The 19,700-nt window shown below is 42.3% G+C and carries 14 protein-coding genes; 10 read left to right on the top strand and 4 right to left on the bottom strand.

Translation table 11 applies throughout. The annotated features are described in order from the left end of the window. Positions 1–25: 25 nt before the first annotated feature. From crr to BM736_RS09390, 10 genes are all read left to right on the top strand, one after another. Complete coding sequence (crr, locus tag BM736_RS09435) at positions 26–535, top strand: PTS glucose transporter subunit IIA (RefSeq protein WP_076411259.1); 510 nt, start codon at positions 26–28, stop codon at positions 533–535. 411 nt (positions 536–946) lie between these two features. Continuing rightward, positions 947–1,291, top strand: a complete 345-nt coding sequence (locus tag BM736_RS09430; protein ID WP_083700015.1) for an ArsC family reductase — start codon at positions 947–949, stop codon at positions 1,289–1,291. Continuing rightward, a complete protein-coding gene (gene dapE / locus BM736_RS09425) occupies positions 1,288–2,418 on the top strand; it encodes a succinyl-diaminopimelate desuccinylase (RefSeq protein ID WP_076411256.1) in 1,131 nt (376 codons plus the stop codon). The genes BM736_RS09430 and dapE overlap by 4 nt, the downstream gene beginning before the upstream one ends. After that, positions 2,412–3,104, top strand: a complete 693-nt coding sequence (locus BM736_RS09420) for a M15 family metallopeptidase (RefSeq protein WP_076411254.1) — start codon at positions 2,412–2,414, stop codon at positions 3,102–3,104. Before dapE ends, BM736_RS09420 begins: the two co-directional genes overlap by 7 nt. 63 nt (positions 3,105–3,167) lie before the next feature. Beyond that, positions 3,168–4,001 (top strand): alpha/beta fold hydrolase, encoded by an 834-nt coding sequence (locus tag BM736_RS09415; protein ID WP_076411252.1) that lies wholly within the window; start codon positions 3,168–3,170, stop codon positions 3,999–4,001. Positions 4,002–4,288: 287 nt separating this feature from the next. Beyond that, entirely contained in the window at positions 4,289–4,903 is a 615-nt protein-coding gene (gene can / locus BM736_RS09410; protein WP_076411250.1) for a carbonate dehydratase, read from the top strand. Positions 4,904–5,113: 210 nt separating this feature from the next. Next, positions 5,114–6,298, top strand: coding sequence for an 8-amino-3,8-dideoxy-alpha-D-manno-octulosonate transaminase KdnA (gene kdnA, locus BM736_RS09405; protein ID WP_076411247.1), 1,185 nt, complete (start codon positions 5,114–5,116; stop codon positions 6,296–6,298). A gap of 83 nt (positions 6,299–6,381) precedes the next feature. After that, the gene (kdnB, locus tag BM736_RS09400) at positions 6,382–7,452 is read left to right on the top strand and encodes a 3-deoxy-alpha-D-manno-octulosonate 8-oxidase KdnB (RefSeq protein WP_076411245.1); all 1,071 of its coding nucleotides are present in this window, start codon (positions 6,382–6,384) and stop codon (positions 7,450–7,452) included. Positions 7,453–7,535: 83 nt separating this feature from the next. Continuing rightward, complete coding sequence (gene kdsB, locus BM736_RS09395; protein ID WP_076411243.1) at positions 7,536–8,273, top strand: 8-amino-3,8-dideoxy-manno-octulosonate cytidylyltransferase KdsB; 738 nt, start codon at positions 7,536–7,538, stop codon at positions 8,271–8,273. Positions 8,274–8,660: 387 nt separating this feature from the next. Continuing rightward, positions 8,661–8,903, top strand: coding sequence for a DUF2897 family protein (locus tag BM736_RS09390; RefSeq protein ID WP_076411241.1), 243 nt, complete (start codon positions 8,661–8,663; stop codon positions 8,901–8,903). 255 nt (positions 8,904–9,158) lie between these two features. On the opposite strand, the gene BM736_RS09385 is transcribed toward BM736_RS09390, so the two are convergent. From BM736_RS09385 to BM736_RS09370, 4 genes are all read right to left on the bottom strand, one after another. Next, complete coding sequence (locus BM736_RS09385) at positions 9,159–12,524, bottom strand: PKD domain-containing protein (protein ID WP_256717769.1); 3,366 nt, start codon at positions 12,522–12,524, stop codon at positions 9,159–9,161. 356 nt (positions 12,525–12,880) lie between these two features. Next, the gene (locus BM736_RS09380) at positions 12,881–15,979 is read right to left on the bottom strand and encodes an efflux RND transporter permease subunit (RefSeq protein WP_076411239.1); all 3,099 of its coding nucleotides are present in this window, start codon (positions 15,977–15,979) and stop codon (positions 12,881–12,883) included. Continuing rightward, positions 15,976–17,061, bottom strand: a complete 1,086-nt coding sequence (locus BM736_RS09375; RefSeq protein WP_076411237.1) for an efflux RND transporter periplasmic adaptor subunit — start codon at positions 17,059–17,061, stop codon at positions 15,976–15,978. The genes BM736_RS09380 and BM736_RS09375 overlap by 4 nt, the downstream gene beginning before the upstream one ends. A gap of 255 nt (positions 17,062–17,316) precedes the next feature. Next, positions 17,317–19,695 carry an EAL domain-containing protein gene (locus tag BM736_RS09370; RefSeq protein WP_076411235.1) on the bottom strand — a complete coding sequence of 793 codons (2,379 nt, stop codon included), beginning with the start codon at positions 19,693–19,695 and terminating at the stop codon, positions 17,317–17,319. Between the last annotated feature and the right edge of the window lie 5 nt (positions 19,696–19,700).

Genomic DNA, 19,700 nt, shown 5'->3' with positions numbered 1-19,700 from the left:
TAAAAATAGTACTAGGGGATAAAAAATGGGTTTTTTAAGCCGTATAAGACGTTTAATGTCCGGGCAAACCGATCTCGTAGGCGGCATTGATGTATATGCACCAGTATCAGGTGAAATTGTGCCAATTGAGAAGGTTCCCGACGTTGTTTTTGCTGAAAAAATTGTTGGTGATGGATTAGCCATCAAGCCTAAAGGAAAGCAGATAGTTGCACCGATAGATGGCACAATTGGAAAAATATTTGAAACAAACCACGCATTTAGTATTGAGTCTCCCCAAGGCCTTGAACTTTTTGTCCATTTCGGTGTTGGCACCGTAGAGTTAAGGGGTAACGGTTTTAAACGTTTAGCCGAAGAGGGTCAAGAGGTCAAAGCAGGTCAACCTATCCTTGAATTTGACCTTAACTATCTTAAAGACCAAGTAGAAAGTTTGCTCACTCCCGTTGTGTTAGCGAACATGGAAGATATCCAGTCGTTAGAAAAACGACAAGGCAGTATTGAAGCTGGAAAAGATGTCATTTTCACCGTCGTACTCTAAAACCACTTGATCATCCCCTAATGCTTCATCAGTTACTGGTGAAGCATTTTTATTTACCCCTATTTTGTTCAAGCACACCCATAAAGGTTTAATTAAATCGCAAACAGCATTATTTATACCTAAGATAATCCAAAAAATTATATCTCAGATAACCCTAGTCACATGACGTAGATGCTAAGAACCTATTGTGAAAGTTCTACTCAAGGCTTACATAGATATAACTTTTACCTATGTGCGAAGCGGTTCTGGCTTCAAATTCCTACTCAGCGTATAAATTATTATCTTAATTGGTATGACATCTATACATGAAGCCAACTGACGCTTGTGAGAACTCTCAGGCAATGCCACAATGCAAATAAATAACAATTCGCTCGTTCGAATAAAATATAAGCAAGACAAGGAGTAATCATCTTGACCCTCTACGGCATCAAAAACTGCGATACAGTCAGAAAAGCCAGAAAATGGCTTGATAAAAACCAACCAAACATTTCATTTCATGATTTTCGTGAAGATGGGCTCGACAAAGAGCAGTTAACCCATTGGGTTGCGTTGATTGGATGGGAAAAGTTATTTAATAAGCGTAGTACCAGCTTTAGAAACCTTTCTGATGCCGATAAAGCCGATATTGACCAAGATAAAGCTATCGAACTCATGCTAAACCACCCAACCTTGATTAAAAGGCCAGTACTTGTCGTCGATGACAAAATCCAAGTAGGCTTTAAAGAAGCTGATTACCAAGCGTGGTTTAACTCATGAGTCAGGATGTATTAACACTCGCTCAGGATCTCATTTCACGCCCTTCAGTCACTCCTTTAGATGAAGGCTGTCAGCAACTTATGGCAGATAGACTTGCCAATGCAGGTTTTGACATCGAATCTATGGTGTTTGAAGATACGACAAATATGTGGGCAAGGCGCGGGAGTCAAAAACCCCTGTTTTGTTTTGCAGGCCATACCGATGTTGTGCCTGTCGGTGATCTTAACCGTTGGCATACCCCGCCATTCGACCCAGTGGTTATTGATGGCTACCTTCATGGTCGCGGCGCAGCTGATATGAAAGGCTCTTTGGCCGCAATGCTGGTTGCCACTGAGCGATTTGTGGCAAAGAATCCAGATCATAAAGGCTCAATTGCTTTCTTGATCACTAGTGATGAAGAGGGGCCATTTATTAATGGTACAACCCGTGTTATCGATACCTTAGAAGCACGGAATGAGAAAATCACATGGTCTCTTGTCGGCGAGCCATCTTCTACCCACAAGCTGGGTGATATCGTTAAGAATGGACGTAGAGGTAGCCTAACAGGAAACTTAACCGTTAACGGTATCCAAGGCCATGTGGCCTACCCTCACCTTGCTGATAACCCAATTCATAAAGCGGCGCCAGCCCTTGATGAGCTAGCAAGGATGAAGTGGGATAACGGCAATGAGTATTTTCCGCCGACTAGCTTTCAAATAGCCAATATCAATGGTGGAACAGGCGCTTCAAACGTTATACCTGGAGCGTTAGAAGTGATGTTTAACTTCAGGTACTCCACTGAGGTTACCGCTGAAATTCTAATCCAACGTGTGCTGAATATTCTTGACGCACATGGATTAGATTATGACATAAGCTGGATCTATAACGGCCTGCCATTTCTTACCGAAGATGGGCCTTTGCTTGATGCCACCCGTGAAGCGATAAAACACGTCACAGGTACTGAAACAGATCCTCAGACTTCTGGCGGTACATCTGATGGCCGCTTTATTGCCCCAACTGGCGCACAAGTGATTGAGCTAGGCCCAGTCAATGCAACCATACATAAAGTCAATGAATGCGTAAAAGTCTCAGATCTTGAGCAGCTGGCCCTATGTTATGAGGTAATTTTGGAAAAGCTACTTTGCTAAACCCGCTAACAGCCTATGGCCTTGACTCGAGTGCGCTTATCGAACATCAAGGCCACAAGCTCGAATCACACACAGCTGCTGCGCTATCACAGATGACTGCAGCGGCCGTGACTGCAGGCATTGATATCCAGATATGCTCTGGATACCGTGATTTTGACCGTCAAATGCATATCTGGAATAACAAGGCTAATGGCCTACGACCAGTGCTTGATCTCGAATCTAAGCCGGTTGACATAAGCGAAAAGTCAGCGGATGAGATTATCGACCTGATTCTACTCTGGTCGGCGTTACCTGGTACTTCACGCCACCATTGGGGGACTGATGTCGATCTATTTGATGGCAATCAAATCACTCAATCCCAACTGCAGCTTATTTCAGCTGAATATGACAAAGATGGCCCCTGCAGTGCGCTGCACCAATGGTTGGTACTCAATGCCAGTAAATACGGGTTTTACTTCCCTTTTCAACTCGGTTTAAGTGGTGTTAGTCCAGAGCCCTGGCACTTAAGCTACTTTCCAGTAGCAAACAACATATTAAGCGGTTTTGATATCCATGTTTTAAAGCAGGCCATATCGAACTCAGATATCAGGTTCAAGTCAGAGTTACTCGCTAGACTTGAACCATTAGTGAATCATTACGTCTTTAAAGTCGCACCTAGCCCCTCAGGGGTTACGCAAGTGCTTTAGCTAGCGCATTAATTCACACGAATACAATTATCTTTAATTTTTCAGTACAACACAGTAGGCAATATGAACTCTTCACCTTCTAAAAAGCAGATAACAATTGATAACAAACGTTTAAGTTATTTAGATATTGGTACTGGGCCTGTACTTCTATTTGGCCATAGTTATCTTTGGGACTCACAGATGTGGGCACCTCAAATAGAATGTCTTTCACAGCATTACCGCTGCATAGTTCCAGAGTTATGGGGCCACGGTGATTCAGAAAGCCTACCAGAGTCTACTCACTCTCTAAGAGATATCAGTGCGCAAATGCTTGAACTCATGGATGCGCTATCGATTGACTCATTCAGTATTGTCGGGCTATCAGTCGGTGGAATGTGGGGAGCTGAGCTTGCATTATTGGCTCCAACGCGCGTCCAAACCTTAGTGATGATGAACTCATTTATTGGTTATGAGCCTGAAGTTGCCCGAGCTAAGTATTACAACATGTTAGATATCATACGTAACACTCAGGCTGTACCCGCTGCATTAATTGAGCAGATCACGCCGCTTTACTTCTGCAAAGACGCTGACAAAAAGCACCCAGCGCTTTTTCAGGGCTTTGCAACATCGCTAGAAAACTTAGAGCCTGCAAGGATAGAGAGCATTTATCGATTAGGTAAAATCATTTTTGGACGCCGAGATACCATGGATGATATTGAGAATTTGACCTTGCCTTGCTTAATTATGACTGGTGTCGAAGACACAGTTAGGCCTGTACTTGAAAGTTATCTGATGCACGATGCGATTGATGGTAGTGAGTTTATACATATCCCCAATGCAGGCCATATATCAACACTGGAAGAGCCAGATTTCATCAATAACCAGCTTAAACATTTTCTCGGTAAGCACCTTAAGTAATTGCTAGAAGTGCTGAGTTTAACAAACACAGCCAGAATTCATTCTGGCTGTGTTATTTACCTAGCCAGACAAACCTTCAAAGCCTTTTCATCCCATTAACAAGACTCACCACAATCTAGAACCACAAACAAAACACAGTTAACACCAAATAGATTAAACACCTTAATTATTAATTAATGTTAATTAGGTATCTTACTGAATAGACCAGCATAGTGAGAAATCAGTGCTAGAATACTGAATCAACTTGGCTGACAAGTTCCCTCTTCAACTGCATACTTTTGAGAACAATGAAAATACTAAAACCGCTTTTTGAAAACAATCGCCGTTGGGCTGAACGTATCGTACAAGAGAAACCCGATTTTTTTGAGCAACTCGCTACCCAACAAAATCCTGAATACCTGTGGATTGGCTGCTCTGATAGCCGTGTCCCCTCTAACCAGATCATTGACTTGATGCCAGGTGAAGTTTTTGTTCACAGAAACATCGCTAACATGGTTATTCACACCGACCTTAACTGTTTATCTGTACTGCAATATGCAGTAGAAGTACTAAAAGTTAAGCACATCATGGTCGTTGGCCACTATGGTTGCGGTGGAGTCAAAGCCTCTATGGGCAATGATAGGCTTGGGTTAATCGATAACTGGTTAGGCCACATTCGAGATGTTCATCGCTTACATACTGAGGAGCTCAGTCAACTAGAGGGTGAAGAGAAATTTGATCGCCTATGTGAGCTTAATGTCATCGAACAAGTTGGTAATGTAAGCAGTACTAATATCGTGCAAGATGCTTGGGCCAGAGGTCAAAACATCTCAGTTCACGGCTGGATTTACGGTATCGACAACGGATTATTATCAGATTTAGATGTAACTGTCGACAACGACAAGTTCAAACCAGAAAACTAAGCTGCACTGATAAGCTGCACTGAACAGCCCTTAAAAATTCTCATTTTAAGGGCTAGCTGCATACGCTTTACCCTATCACATCGTTTTTTTTCAGTTTTAACTGAATATTCCTTAATAAACATCGCAGTTTTCCATCCAACCCAGTTATAATCCTGTAGTTATGATTTATTTCACGCGCAAATAAGCGCAGCGAATTCTAAGGAAATTTCCATGCCCGGTTTTGAATTATTTGGCCCTGAAGAGAAGCAAGAAGTTGCAGATGTAATGGAGAACGGTTTCACCTTCCGTTATAACTTTGATCATATGCGCAACGACCGCTGGAAAACGCGTGAGATGGAGCAATTGCTTTGTGAAAAGATGAATGTTAAACATGCTCATCTACTGTCAAGTGGTACTGCAGCACTTCAAACTGCATTAGCCGCTGCCGGTATTGGTGCTGGCGACGAAGTTATCGTGCCTCCATTCACTTTTGTCGCCTCAGTTGAAGCAGTATTTATGGCAGGTGCCGTCCCTGTTTTTGCTGAAATCGATGAGACCTTATGTCTATCTCCAGAAGGCATTGAAGCTGCTATTACTCCACGTACAAAAGCGGTCAACCTTGTGCATATGTGTGGTTCTATGGGCAAGTTAGATGAAATTAAAGCGGTTTGTGAAAAGCATGACTTAGTGCTTTTAGAAGATGCTTGTCAGGCGATTGGTGGCACATACAAAGGTCAGGCACTCGGTACTATCGGCGATGTAGGCTGTTACTCGTTTGACTCAGTTAAAACCATCACATGTGGTGAAGGTGGAGCGGTAATCACTAACAGTGAAACCATCTACAACCATTCACATATGTTCTCAGACCATGGCCACGACCATGTGGGTAACGATCGTGGTGCAGAAGGCCACCCTATTATGGGTCTGAACTTCCGTATTTCAGAAATGAACTCCGCTATGGGTCTTGCGCAGTTGCGTAAACTGGATACCATCATCGAGATTCAGCGCAAGAACAAAAACACCATAAAATCAGCAATGGCTGATATCAGTGAAGTGACTTTCCGTGAACTTCCTGATGCTGAAGGTGATTCAGCAGGTTTCTTGACATTCATGATGTCATCTGAAGAGCGCACCATAGAGATCAACAAAAAGTTAGCTGAGAATGGCGTTGACGGTTGCTTCTACTGGTATGTTAATAACTGGCACTACCTCAGCAACTGGAAGCACATTCAAGAGTTGAAATCATGCTCTGCCCTACCGATCACATTAATCAAAGATCGTCCAGACTACACTAAGGTATCAGTACCAAAATCTGATGCTATTATGAGTAAAACCATCTCTATGCTAATTAAGCTATCTTGGACTGAAGAAGAGATTGCTCAGCGTATCGAGAATATTAAGAAAGCCTTTGCCTAGGCGCTAAAGTCTTATACCTATTGCGCCTTTTTTAAGGCGCGATTTCACTTTTTACAGTAAAAATCTCAACGGAGAATGTTGTAATGAGTTTTAAAAATTTCAAATGCGTACCAAAAATGATTTTTGGTCGTGGGTCATTTGTCGATCTCGATCTAGTATTGAGCGAAGAGCGTAAAACAGAAGATGACTTTGTTGTTTTCCTTGTCGATGATGTTCATCAAGACAAGCCACTGGCTAAACGTGTTCCTGTAAAAGCCCATGATCTTTTAATCTACGTTAACGTAGACGACGAGCCATCAACAAAGCAGGTTGATGCATTAACAGAACAAGTTCAAGCCTTTGCAGGTAAACAACCTGTCAGTGTCGTTGGTTTAGGTGGTGGTTCAACACTAGACTTAGCGAAAGCGGTCTCTTTAATGCTAACTAACCCTGGCGGCAGTGCAATGTACCAAGGTTGGGATCTAATCAAGAACCCAGCAATTCACCATATTGGTATTCCTACTATCTCTGGTACTGGCGCTGAAGCTTCTCGCACAGCGGTACTTTGTGGGCCTGTACGTAAGCTTGGTTTGAACTCAGATTACACAGTATTTGATCAAATCATTATGGATTCAGAACTGATTGCCGGTGTATCTACCGACCAATGGTTCTACACAGGTATGGACTGTTATATTCACTGTGTTGAATCACTGCAAGGCACGTTCCTTAATGAGTTTGCTAAAGCCTTTGCAGAAAAGTCTATGGACCTTTGTCGTGAAGTCTATATAGATGATCATGAAGAGAAAGATGACAAATTGATGATGGCTTCCTACATGGGTGGTATGAGTATCGCCTACAGCCAAGTTGGTGCTTGTCATGCTGTTTCATATGGTCTTGGTTACGTACTTGGTTATCATCATGGAATAGGTAACTGTATTACCTTTGATGTACTTGACGATTTCTACCCAGAAGGCATTGCCGAATTCCGTGCTATGGTGAAGAAGCATAACATCACTATCCCTAAAGGTATCTGTAAAGATCTGCCTGATGAGACGATTGCTAAAATGGTAAAAGTCGCTAAGAGCATGGGTCCACTTTGGGAAAATGTTTACGGTCCAACTTGGGAAGATAAAGTCACTGACGAAATGTTAACAGCGCTTTATCGCCGCATGTAATTTCGGACTTTTATCGTCCTTAGACAGTATTTAGGGCTCTTTAGAGCCCTTTTATATTCAGATATTTGTAATAGGTATAATTCATGAACGTTACCCTGTTAATCCCTGCACGCTATGGTTCGAGCCGCTTTCCTGGCAAACCACTCGCTCCGATTAACGGCAAGCCAATGATCCAGCACGTGTATGAACGTGCGGCTCTAGCAAAAGGCTTAACCGCTATTTATGTCGCCACTGACGATGTTCGCATTAAGGACGCCGTTGAAGCATTTGGTGGTCAAGTGGTAATGACCAGCGCAGAAGCTGCTTCTGGTACCGACAGAATTGAAGATGCGATTACTCAATTAGGGTTAAAGGATGATGATCTCGTCGTTAACCTTCAGGGCGATCAACCGCTCATTGACCCAATATCTATCGAGCAAATTATCAGCTTGTTTGAGCGCCACCCCGGTGAATTTGGTATGGCTACTTTAGGGTTTGAGATCACCGAAGAGTGTGAGCTTAATGATCCAAAGCATGTGAAGATGGTGTTTGATAATGAGTTTAATGCCCTCTATTTCTCACGAGCCCGCATTCCATTTGGCCGTGACACTGATGACTATCCGGTTTATAAACACTTAGGTGTTTACGCTTACACACGTAAATTCGTTTCTACATTCGCTAAGCTACCATTAGGACGCTTAGAAGATTTAGAAAAGCTTGAGCAACTTAGAGCACTTGAGCATGGTTACAAGATAAAAGTCGCTATTAGTGCTTTTGATTCTCCTGAAGTGGATACGCCTGAAGATATCAGAGTCTGTGAAGCTAGATTAGCCGTAGACTAAATAGAAAAAGAGCTCACATCATGAGCTCTTTTTTATTCTAACCACCTGATGACATAATCAATCAACAAGCTCAAAGCGATTAGCGAACGTTTCCACTAAGTTCTGACTATCCTAGTTTGCCAAGAATGTCGAATTAACTTATTCAGTTTCTGTAAAGCCATATTTCATATCTGTCCCCTAAGCTTCCTAAAAGTATCCTGAACTTCAAAAGTGATCTTTAATCCATTTTCAATACTAGATGCAGTTGCTGATACGCCTTCAACTTAAGTTTTTACTAAAGAAAATTTGATATACTAGTGATAAACTTTTTAGCACCATTGACAGATAACTCGCATTCTCGCTTGCAATAAGATCTGTTTGCTAACCGAAAGTTATTTTAGGAGTATTATGTCCGATCTTGAAACTTGGCTTATCATCATATTGGTTATAGGCGTTATCGCCAGCAATTTGGCCGTACTAAAATACAGCGCCAAATATAAAATGCCTCAGTTTGGCAAAGAGAATAAACCAAAAGAGTTAAATAAAACGTCTAACACCACTAACAGCACTCAAGCCCCAGACGATAACTCAAATAAACAAAATGGTGATACCACTAAGAAAGCGCCCACTCAAGTAGATAGTGATAACTAAGCATAACGGTTAACAAGTTAGCTAATTGGCTGAATAATCAGCTCTTTAACAAGACAGCAATCACATCAGTGCTTTGCTTAATACAGAGTGATCAGAGATAAGCTTTCAGCCAAAATATATTGTTCTTCTCATATAAAAAACGACCTGATTGCTCAGATCGTTTTCATTTTAAGTTTAAGTCTTATTGTTCATCTACTGGTATTAAAAATGGGCAGAGCAATTGGTATAACGCTTCGCCCTCTACTGCATATCAATTTACTGCATATCAACTCGCAACGTCACACCGCTATGGCTACCGCCCACTAAGATATAATGCCAGCCAGTCGCCAAACCATTGACCGTAATAGTCTCAGTATTACCTGAAGTATTAGATACCTGAGTATAAGATGAACTTGAAGGCCAGCCAGTTTGACTATAGTAAAGCGCGACATCGCCAGTACCATGTTGCGTTCGGATGATTGTTTGCGTCACGCCATCAGCATAAAAGTAAAAATACTTATCACTTCCTGCCGTCACACAGATAGGCGCACCGCTTTGAGGCGTAATATAATCCTCTTCCGCTTGAGTTGAGCACGCATTGACTAAACCATTTACCGGCAGACTAGATACAGAGGCTGAAGCAACGCTAGTACCTGTCGCGCCTAAATTATCAGTCACGGTGAGTGTTACGGTATAATCACCTGCTGATACATAGGTATGGTTAGGGCTAGCCTGACTACTCGTATTACCATCACCAAAATCCCAACTATAACTCGCTATCGAGCCATCACTGTCACTTGAGCCTTGACTACTGAAGCTTATCGCTGAGTCGACCTCTCCTGAATATGGTCCATTAGCCATGGCAACTGGTGCAACATTTTGTGAACCCGTCACGCTTGCAGTTGTCGTGCTGCTATGAGTTAAACCGCCATTATCTGTCACTGTTAACGTCACAGTATAATTTTGCACAACAGAGTAAGCATGACTTGGGTTAGCTAGTGTACTAGCGCTTCCATCACCAAAGTCCCACTCAAAGCTAACTATATTGCCATCAGAATCATTCGAGCCTTGGCTAGAAAACTGAATGCTTTGCCCAGCACTGCCTGTATAGGCACCATTAGCATTCGCGGTTGGTGCAACATTTTCCGTACCGGCATCAAAGGTCGCAAGCAAGGTTACATCGGCAAAAGTGTTATAGGCTTTAAGATTGACATACCATACACCCTCTGTCGGCGAAGCTTCAGTACAAGTTTCGCTGTTTCCACCTATGTAAGGACGACATACATAACTTGTGTCTGTTGGCTCTGACCCCAACTGAGTGTAAAGGTCAGCATCTCCTGTACCACCACTAATTTTGACCACTAGATTAGTCGCACCAGCTGGAACTGTAATGAAGAATTTTGCAGCATCACCAGTATTAGCTGATACGCCAGTCTTGGCAACACCATTACGTAATTCCACAAGACCTGAATGAGTTACCACAGCGTTTGTCGTTGATGTAGCTATGCCGCCTAAATCATCTGTCACTGTCAACGTCACATTGAAGTTATCTGCAGTTAAGTAAGTATGAACGGGGTTTGCATCGGTACTTAAAGAACCATCACCAAAATCCCAACTGTAACTTGCTATAGTGCCATCGACATCACTAGAGCCGTTACTTGAAAAACTAATAGGTGAGCCTAATGTGGCCGAGTAAGGACCATTAACCACGGCAGTAGGTAGCTGATTATGACTCACAGGATGATCATAAGTGGCTTTTAAGCTTACATCACTGTAATCCAAAAACGCGTCTATCATTATATTGTAAGTGCCGCCAAGATCAGCTCCTGTGAACTCACAGACTTCACGTAATCCAGGCGCAGCAAAGGGTTTACAGTCGGCTACGGAAGTTGTGGGAATAATATCACGGCTCACGTACAGATCAGGATCAGGCCCGCCTTGTAACGTACTGCCATAACCCCCAGGGATCTCCACCATTACTCTGGTCGCGTCATTAGGTACGGTAAAGCTATAATGCTTTGGTGCAGAACCTTTAACCGCAGCTAAACCGCTCTCATCAATTGCCGTTACTCGCTCACAACCGTTACATAAGGTGGGATCATCCATCGCAACAACAATCAACCTTGCATTAGTATATGCTGAGAAGGCATCGATCGTTATATGGTAAGTCCCCGTCGTTTTAGGGCCAACAAGGCCGATAAACTCAGGTGTGCCTGCCGAGCTAAAAGAGAATAGATCGTAGGTCCAGTTAGTCCCATCATATGAAGGCGCTTGTCCATGTCTTACATAGAGATCAGGATCTTCTGAAAACCCATCAAGATACACAGCCATCACCTCTGTGCCAGTTGGCAGGTCGATGGTGTAGGTATTTATTTCGCCTTTCAATGCCGATAGACCAGGGAGCTCCATTAACACTGTCCCTTCTGGTGGCGCGTCGACACCTGAACCATCCCAGTTATGAGGAAAACTTGAAGTATATGCGCTTAATCCTACAGAAATCAGATTATCATCAGTCCAAAGTGAACTACGCGCAGGGTGATTTAATGCGCCATACATACGCTGAGCTTGCTGCTGAGTAAACATGGCGTAGTTATCTGTGTAATGCATAAAGTTTTCTGTATTGGTCGCTTGCCCCAAACAGTTTTCAGCATTATTCGCCATAGAGTTACTGCTCATTTGTGGCGTATCACACACTCTATCACCTGTATGAGAACAGAAAATCTCATTGTCAGTGTTACATTGAGCGCCATCAAAAACATGTGGCAAGTTAAGCCAATGGCCAAATTCATGAGTTAAAATTGAGCGGAAGTTTTCATCTGTATTTGTACCAAGATATGCACCGTTATACACCACGCGAGCAAGGCCGGCATCAGACATCGACGTGGTTGGGTACCAAGCTACCCCTGAATTATTGGTTGCACCATCACCATCTATATCATTCATGATATAGATATTCATATAACGATAGTTATCCCAGGCATCAGCGGCTATCTCAGCATCTTTTGCTGCGCGAGCCTCGTCATTGGGTGCCTCGTAATTACCATACCCTGTTGCTTCTCCATGCCTAACGATACCGTTGGTTGGATTACCCCATGGATCGATTTTCGCAAGAACAAACTCGACATTCATGTTCTCGCGTATCGCTTGAAACTGTGAAGCAATCGGTCCATCAAGGGTATTAAGCCCTTGAAAATCTTCATTACTTCTCTTGAGTGCATTAGCAATTAGCGAGTCAGGTACACAAGAGCCGCCACTCTCACAATTGTGGATTGCACCATAGACATGAAATACCACAGGGATGATATATTCACCTTCATCAGGTACGCCTATTGATTGATTTTCAACTAAAAAATCATCAGCACTCAATAGGTTGAGCTTTGAGTTAAGCTTATTACTTCCTTTTGGTTCTGCAGCGCCAAAAAACAGTCCCTCATTTGGGCTAGGCACCCAAGTTTGACCATTCTCGTCAGTACCACAAACCTGACCGCCTGCTTTGAAGTGATTCGAGATGGTATTGCTCTGTTTATTACTGGCTTGGTTAATCTTATTAACTGACTGCCCTGCCCAACCTTGCCCGATCGGCAACGTTGCACAGAGGGTAAGTGCTGTTAATATTGCACCGCCTTTGATTGTTTTTATCATGGTTATGTTCTCAAAGTATCAGGGGAAAATCATATATTGGTCTATGCCAACATAGATGCTCTGTTCGGTGATATATCTGCCCATATTCACCGTTATTATGGTTTTTATTAATACTGATTTACGTGCCTGCTCCCTTTAAAACAATCAAGGAATTGCACACGAATAAATCACTATTCAGTTCAACCTAGCACAAAAGATATCCAATATACAATTTTAAGAAACATTTTATTAACATAAACAATAGGTGCCAATATCAAGACCTTTAGTCAATAAAACCCTTGATTTGATTAATGGAATACGAAAAAAAAGACCAAGCAGTAAGCTGCTTGGTCTTTTTATTAAGTGGTTAGTCTTATCTACTGACTCTTTTCTAATTCAACTTCTAATGCCCTAGTGACAGCTTCGGGTGAACTCGAATTTCTTGCAAATAGAGAGTAAGCAACAGGTATCACCATCAAGGTAAATAGCGTTGCTAATATGATTCCCGATAGCACAACGACACCAATTACAAAGCGAGTTTCAGCACCTGCACCTTGTGACATAACCAAGGGAATCGCACCCGCTGCCGTGGTGATACCAGTCATCAAAATAGGCCTTAGTCTTTGCGCTGCGGCTTGCACAATAGCGGTATCAAAATCAATGCCTCTATCTCTTAACTGATTGGCAAATTCAACAATTAAAATACCATTTTTGGCCGCTAATCCAACCAACATAATAATACCTATCTGGCTATAGATATTAAGGCTTTGATCCGTAAGCCAGAGGCCAACAAGCGCCCCAAGGGTTGCTAATGGTACAGTTAACATGATCACCATAGGATGAATATAACTTTCAAATTGCGCTGCGAGTACTAAAAATACAATCCCAAGTGCCAAGATAAATACAAAGTACATTGAGCTACCGGACTCTTGGTAATCGAGTGACTGCCCCTTGTAACTGATCACAGCTTCAGCTGGAAGATAGGTTGCGGTTAGATCGTTAAGATAACCCAATGCTTCCCCTAAACTGTAGCCATCAGCCAAGTTAGCTTCTAAGGTAATTGCACGCATTCTGTTATAACGATTTAATCGGCTCGCATCGGCAAACTCTTCAACACTCACTAAGTTAGATAATGGGATCAGTTCCTGGCTGCGATCTGAGCGTACATAGATATTCTCCAAATCCGCTGCCGTATTCTGATTTTCGCGATTACCCTCGATAATCACATCATACTCTTTACCCTCGCGCATAAAGGTAGTGACTAAGCGAGAGCCTAGCATTGACTCGAGTGTTCTTCCTATGTGTGAGATTGAAACCCCAAGATCTGCCGCACGCTCTTTATCAATAATAACCCGCAATTGTGGCTTAGTTTCTTGATAATCATGATCTAAACCCACTAAGTTAGGGTTCTCTTTAGCTTTTTCGAGAATAATGTCACGCCATTGGGCCAATACTTCATAACTTGGCCCTCCAAGTACAAACTGCACCGGTTTACCTACGCCACGACCAAATGCTTGCCGCATGACAGGAAATGCCCTTACTCCGGCAAGATCTGACAAGCGGCTGCGAATATCTGTGGTGATCTCAGAGGCTGAGCGGCGCTCTGCCCAATCTTCGAGCACAATAATCGCCATTCCGTTAGAGAAATCGGCACTGCTACCAAAGCTTCTTGGCGCTCTGATCAACAAACGCTTAATATCACCACTGTCTACTAAAGGCATTAAGCGGTTTTCGATTTCGTCCATATAAGATTCAATATATTCGAAACTTGCGCCTTGTGGTCCGTTAACAATCAAGAACATAGAGCCACGATCTTCTCGTGGGGCGAACTCTTGTGGGACCTCTTTCATCAATAGCGCACTGCATCCTAGCGCTGCAATGATAAAAGAGGAGATAATAATAGGATGCTTCATCGCCTTAACCAGCAATGCTTGATACTTAGCACTGACAAAGTTCATTGCTGCATCGACTTTACGTACCAGCCAAGAATCCTCTCCAGCAGGTTTTAGTAGTTTAGAGCACATCATGGGGCTCAATGTCAGTGCCACTATGCTCGAAAAGATCACTGCGGCACTCATCGCCACGGCAAACTCTTTAAATAGCTTACCTAAATCTCCCTCTAAGAAGGTTATCGGCATAAATACAGCAACCAGTACCAAGGTGGTCGCAACGACAGCAAAAGCCACCTCTCGGGAGCCCAGATAAGCCGCTTTTAACGGAGAGTCTCCCTCTTCGATACGTCTATGAATATTTTCAAGCACCACAATAGCGTCATCAACCACCATACCAATGGCTAGGATCATCGCTAATAAGGTCAGTAAGTTAATCGTATAACCTAAGGCATAGAGAACAATAAATGTCGCCATTAAAGAGACGGGAACAGTGAGCGCTGGAATTAACATTGCCCGTACACTACCAAGAAAAAGGTAGATGACGATGATGACTAAAAACATCGCAATAAAGAGAGTCTGATACACCTCTTTTACCGAAGCTTCAATAAACACCGAGCTATCATAGGAGCGCTTTATTTCCATTCCAGCGGGTAAACTTGGGTTTATCTTATCGACTAAAGCATTCGCAGCTCTTGCAACATCGAGCGTATTAGCCGTTGACTGTTTGGATATCCCTAAGCCTATCATTGCCTCACGGTTACCGCGGAAGGTGATCCGCTCCTCTTCAGAGCCAATACCCACTTTAGCCACGTCACCTAATTTAACTAAATAACCGTCATCTCCCTCAGTGAGTACGAGATTGGCAAAGTCATCAACATTTTTAAAACTACGCTCAACTCTTACGGTAAAGTGACGCTCTTTTGATTCAACCGAGCCTGCAGGAAGCTCAACATTCTCAGAGCGCAGCACACTCTCAATATCAGCAACCGTCAGCCCTCTCGCGGCGAGAGCTTGTCTGTCTATCCATATCCGCATCGCATAAACTTTACCGCCACCAATACGAATATTAGCGACGCCATCGATAACCGAAAGTCTATCTGTAAGATAACGCCTAGCGTAATCAGTCAGCTGTAATGTGGTCATCTGATCTGACACTAAGTTCAGCCACATGATAACCTCATCCCCCCCATTTGCCTTTTGAACTTCTGGTGGCTCTGCTTCTTCAGGTAGGTTATTCAGCAAACCCGAAACCCGGTCTCGGACATCATTGGCTGCCGCTTCAATATCGCGGTCAATATCAAACTCTAATGTTACCGAAGAGCGACCATCTCGGCTCGATGAGTTGATATGTCTTATCCCTTCTACACCACTGATACGGTCTTCAACAAGCTGAGTGATACGACTTTCAACCACCGAGGCACTCGCACCTCTGTAGTTGGTTTGAATAGAGACCACAGGTGGATCAATATTTGGGTATTCTCGTAAAGGAAGTTTATCAAACGCGACCAAGCCAAAAGCTATCAACAAAATGCTGATAACAGAGGCAAAGACAGGACGTTTTACTGAAAGGTCGGTTAATATCATACAGTTGGCCCAACCTTAGCTTCTTTAAGGAAGCTAAAACGTTCACTAAACTGTACTTTCACTTTATCGCCAGGGCGTACTTTTAAGATCCCACGGATAACAACTTGCTCATCAAGCTCTACGCCATCGAGCACTTCAACCCAGCCTCGTTTACGTAGACCAAGCTCCACTTCTCTTCGCTCAATGACTTGCTCATCATTCACTAGGTACACGTAATGCCTATCTTGGATCGGGATGATGGCAGATTCAGGTAAGATAAGTGCTTCCCTACTCTCTTTAATCAGCGTGACCTTCATTAACATACCTGGTAGTAACCGGTTGTTAGGGTTTGCCATCTCAGCACGCACTATAACGGCACGAGTTGTTGGGTTGATGCGGCTATCGATTGAGGTAACTTTACCGATAAACATCTCATCAGGAAACGCAACGGCACTTGCTTCGACTGATTTACCAATTGCTAATGATTGTAAAAAGCGTTCAGGTACAGAAAAGTCCAACTTAATCACTGAGATATCATCTAATGTAGTGATAACAGTTCCAGGAGTTAATAAACTACCGACACTAATTTGGCGAAGGCCTAATCGCCCGTTAAATGGCGCAATGATCTTTCTATCTGATAGTGCAGCTTGTGATTGTTCCAGCTCAGCTTTAGCTGTATCAATCAAAGTTTGGAGTCTATCTCTTTCAAGTTCTGCAATGGTTTGGCTTGTCACCAATGAGCGGATCCGCTCTAGTTCCCGCATATGGTCCATAACACGAACCTTTGCAACTTTAACCCGGGCTACCTGCTCACGATCTTGTAGTTGAACAAGTAGTCTTCCTTTTTCAACTAAATCACCGTCGCTGAAATTAATCTGTGTGGCAACTTCTGTCACTTTAGGGGTGACTGTAATAGATTCATTCGCTTTGCTCGTCCCTAAAGCTTCCACTTCATCCCTAACAGGCTCAATGGCAGCTTTTGCCACAACAACATTAGCTATTGGACGAGATTTTGGTGCTGAAGGTTTGTTATCTGATGAGTTTTGTTGATAAACCAGCCAAGAAAGTGATAACACAATTAACAATATTATTATTTTTTTCATTAATTTTCCGAAAGACTACTTATTTTTATGTAGGTAGTTTACCCATAGACTAAGCGGCTTCAAGGTGTTTTACTTTTACTTACAAATGAAACTTTATAGCAACATTAGAAGTAAGAGGAACCTGCATCATCATCCTGCAGAGATAAACGCTACTTAAAACAAGTCAAGCAGATGGATCTCATTCCTTATTCGCTGTTTTCTTGATTATTTATTCTGTTAACCAGATTCTAGTTGCTGCTTTTTTACCATTAATTGCTATTTTGGTAGATAGCTAATATTGCTAGTGATGAGTTTTACGAGGGATAAAGCAGAGGTGGGCCGAGACATATAAAAACCTTGCGCACATATACACTCCATCTTTGTCAGTTGTTTATACTGACTTAACGCCTCAACACCCTCAGCAACTGTTTTGATCCCTAGTGAATGGGCTAGATTAATAATAGTATTGAGTATGATCTGATTACCATTTTCACAATCAAGTTGACTAATGAAGCTTCGATCTATCTTCAAACAGTCAAAGGTAAACTGATGTAAATAACTTAATGAGGAGAAGCCAGTACCAAAATCATCAAGTGCAATTTCGATCCCCATACGCTTTAAGGCTTCTATCGTTACCTTAGTTTCATCAACACTGCTCACCAAGGTTTGTTCGGTGATCTCTAGGGTTAAATGTTGAAATATATACGGCTCGAGTTCAAATGCTGAAGTTAATATCATCATTAACTTAGGGGAGTTAAACCCCTCACCCGAAATGTTAATATTAAGCCTAAAATCTGTTGGCAGCTGACGGATCTCTTTTTGTAAAAATTCTATAGCCAAGGACACAACATGCTGATCCAATTCAGTCAATAGATCACTCACCTGTAACCCATCAAGAAATTGGTTTGGCAGTATATAACCATGCTTAGGGTGCAACCATCGTATCAAGCCTTCAGCTGCTACTATCTGCCCTGTAGCTAGTTCAATAATGGGCTGAAACTCCAGATAAAACTGCTGCTCCTCAATAGCGGTAACAAAATTGCTTCTTACGCTAAATTGGCTAAGACCAGCTAAATCATTTTGAGGTTTGTGGTAGCAAACTTGATTGCGTCCCTGTAATTTTGCTTGATACATAGCTTCATCTGCCTGAACGAAGAGGTTCGCAGCGTTATCATGATTATTTTGTAAAACTGCACACCCGATACTAGTGGATATATTAACTTGATGACCATCTATTAGTTTTATCTCAGCGACTTGACGAACAATAGCGTTTATTGTTTGCTCAATTTCCTCTATCCCCTTCAACGTCTCAATCAATACCGAAAATTCATCACCACCTAGTCGACATAAGGTATCCGATACCTTTAAACAGCCCCTTATGGTTTTTGACACCATAACCAGCAATGCATCACCAACCCCATGACCAAATGAGTCATTAATATGTTTAAACTTATCAAGATCTAGGTATAAAACAGCTAAAGTCGTATTGGATACTCTTTTAGCGTTATCTATTGCATGCTCTACTCTGTCAGTAAATAGCACTCTATTTGGCAGGTGTGTAAGGGGGTCGTGTAACGCTAAAAACTCGAGCTCTGCTTTGGCGTTCATTCGTTCAATCGCGTTATAAATGTGCTTAGCTACAAAGCTTAATAACTGTTTATCTTTCTCCTGATAAATAACAGTATCAGAATAACTTTGAACGACCACAATACCTTTGACATTATCATTATCCCCAAAGGGGATCCCCAACCATGATTTTGGTAACGATCCTTTAAGGTAAAATGTCTTACTCGCTATTTTTTGTTCTATTTCCCATTCATGTATCAGCAAGGGTTGATTTATCTCCATGACATAACCGGTAATGCTAGGCTGCGCGACATTGATAGGCACTTCTTCGTCTTCTACAACGCAATCTCTTTCATCAGCGCAATAGGGTAAAACTAAGTGTGTACCATCGTCATTCATAAGCGCAATATAGAAGTTTTTTGCAAAGGTAAGTCGTGAAATACACGCATGAAGACGCTGATAAAATAGTTTTAGTGAATCAGTCTCGAAAATCAATTCAGCGATTTCAAACAAGGTGTCTTGAATTTTAGAACTATACTCTAGCTCCTCAATAGTGTGTTGAAGCTTATTTAATGTCTTGTTTTTAGAGATTTTCATCGCAGCAATTGAGGCTATCGCATAAAGGGTCTTCTTATGCTGCTGATTATAAAATCCCTTCAGTCTATGTTCTGAATCAATCACTCCTATGACTTTTCCATCAACAATCATTGGCACGGCAAGCTCTGATAGCCTAGATTCATCATCAACAATATAATCAGGGAAGTTTCGAGTGTCATTAATAAGCACAGGTATTTTGGTCACAGCGACCTTACCAACAACGCCCTCTCCCACCTTAATTTCTAAGGGCGAAAGTATTTCATACCGTTTCGGGTTTTTATTTCCAAATGCCGCTTTCTGACAAAGTACTTGCCGCTTTTCATCCAGCAAATAGACAACAACATCTTCAAAACCTAATTCTGAAACAACATTTCTTGCAAGATGCCACAGGGTGTTCTCAGTACTATGAATTGAGAGCATATCAATGGCGAACTCACTCACTATTGTCAGATACTTTGACTCTATCTCATTAAGATCAATCTGCTTCTTCATCTACA

The sequence above is a fragment of the Shewanella sp. UCD-KL12 genome (assembly GCF_001957125.1).
Taxonomy (GTDB): domain Bacteria; phylum Pseudomonadota; class Gammaproteobacteria; order Enterobacterales; family Shewanellaceae; genus Shewanella.
This window is presented reverse-complemented; position numbering and strand designations above follow the sequence as displayed.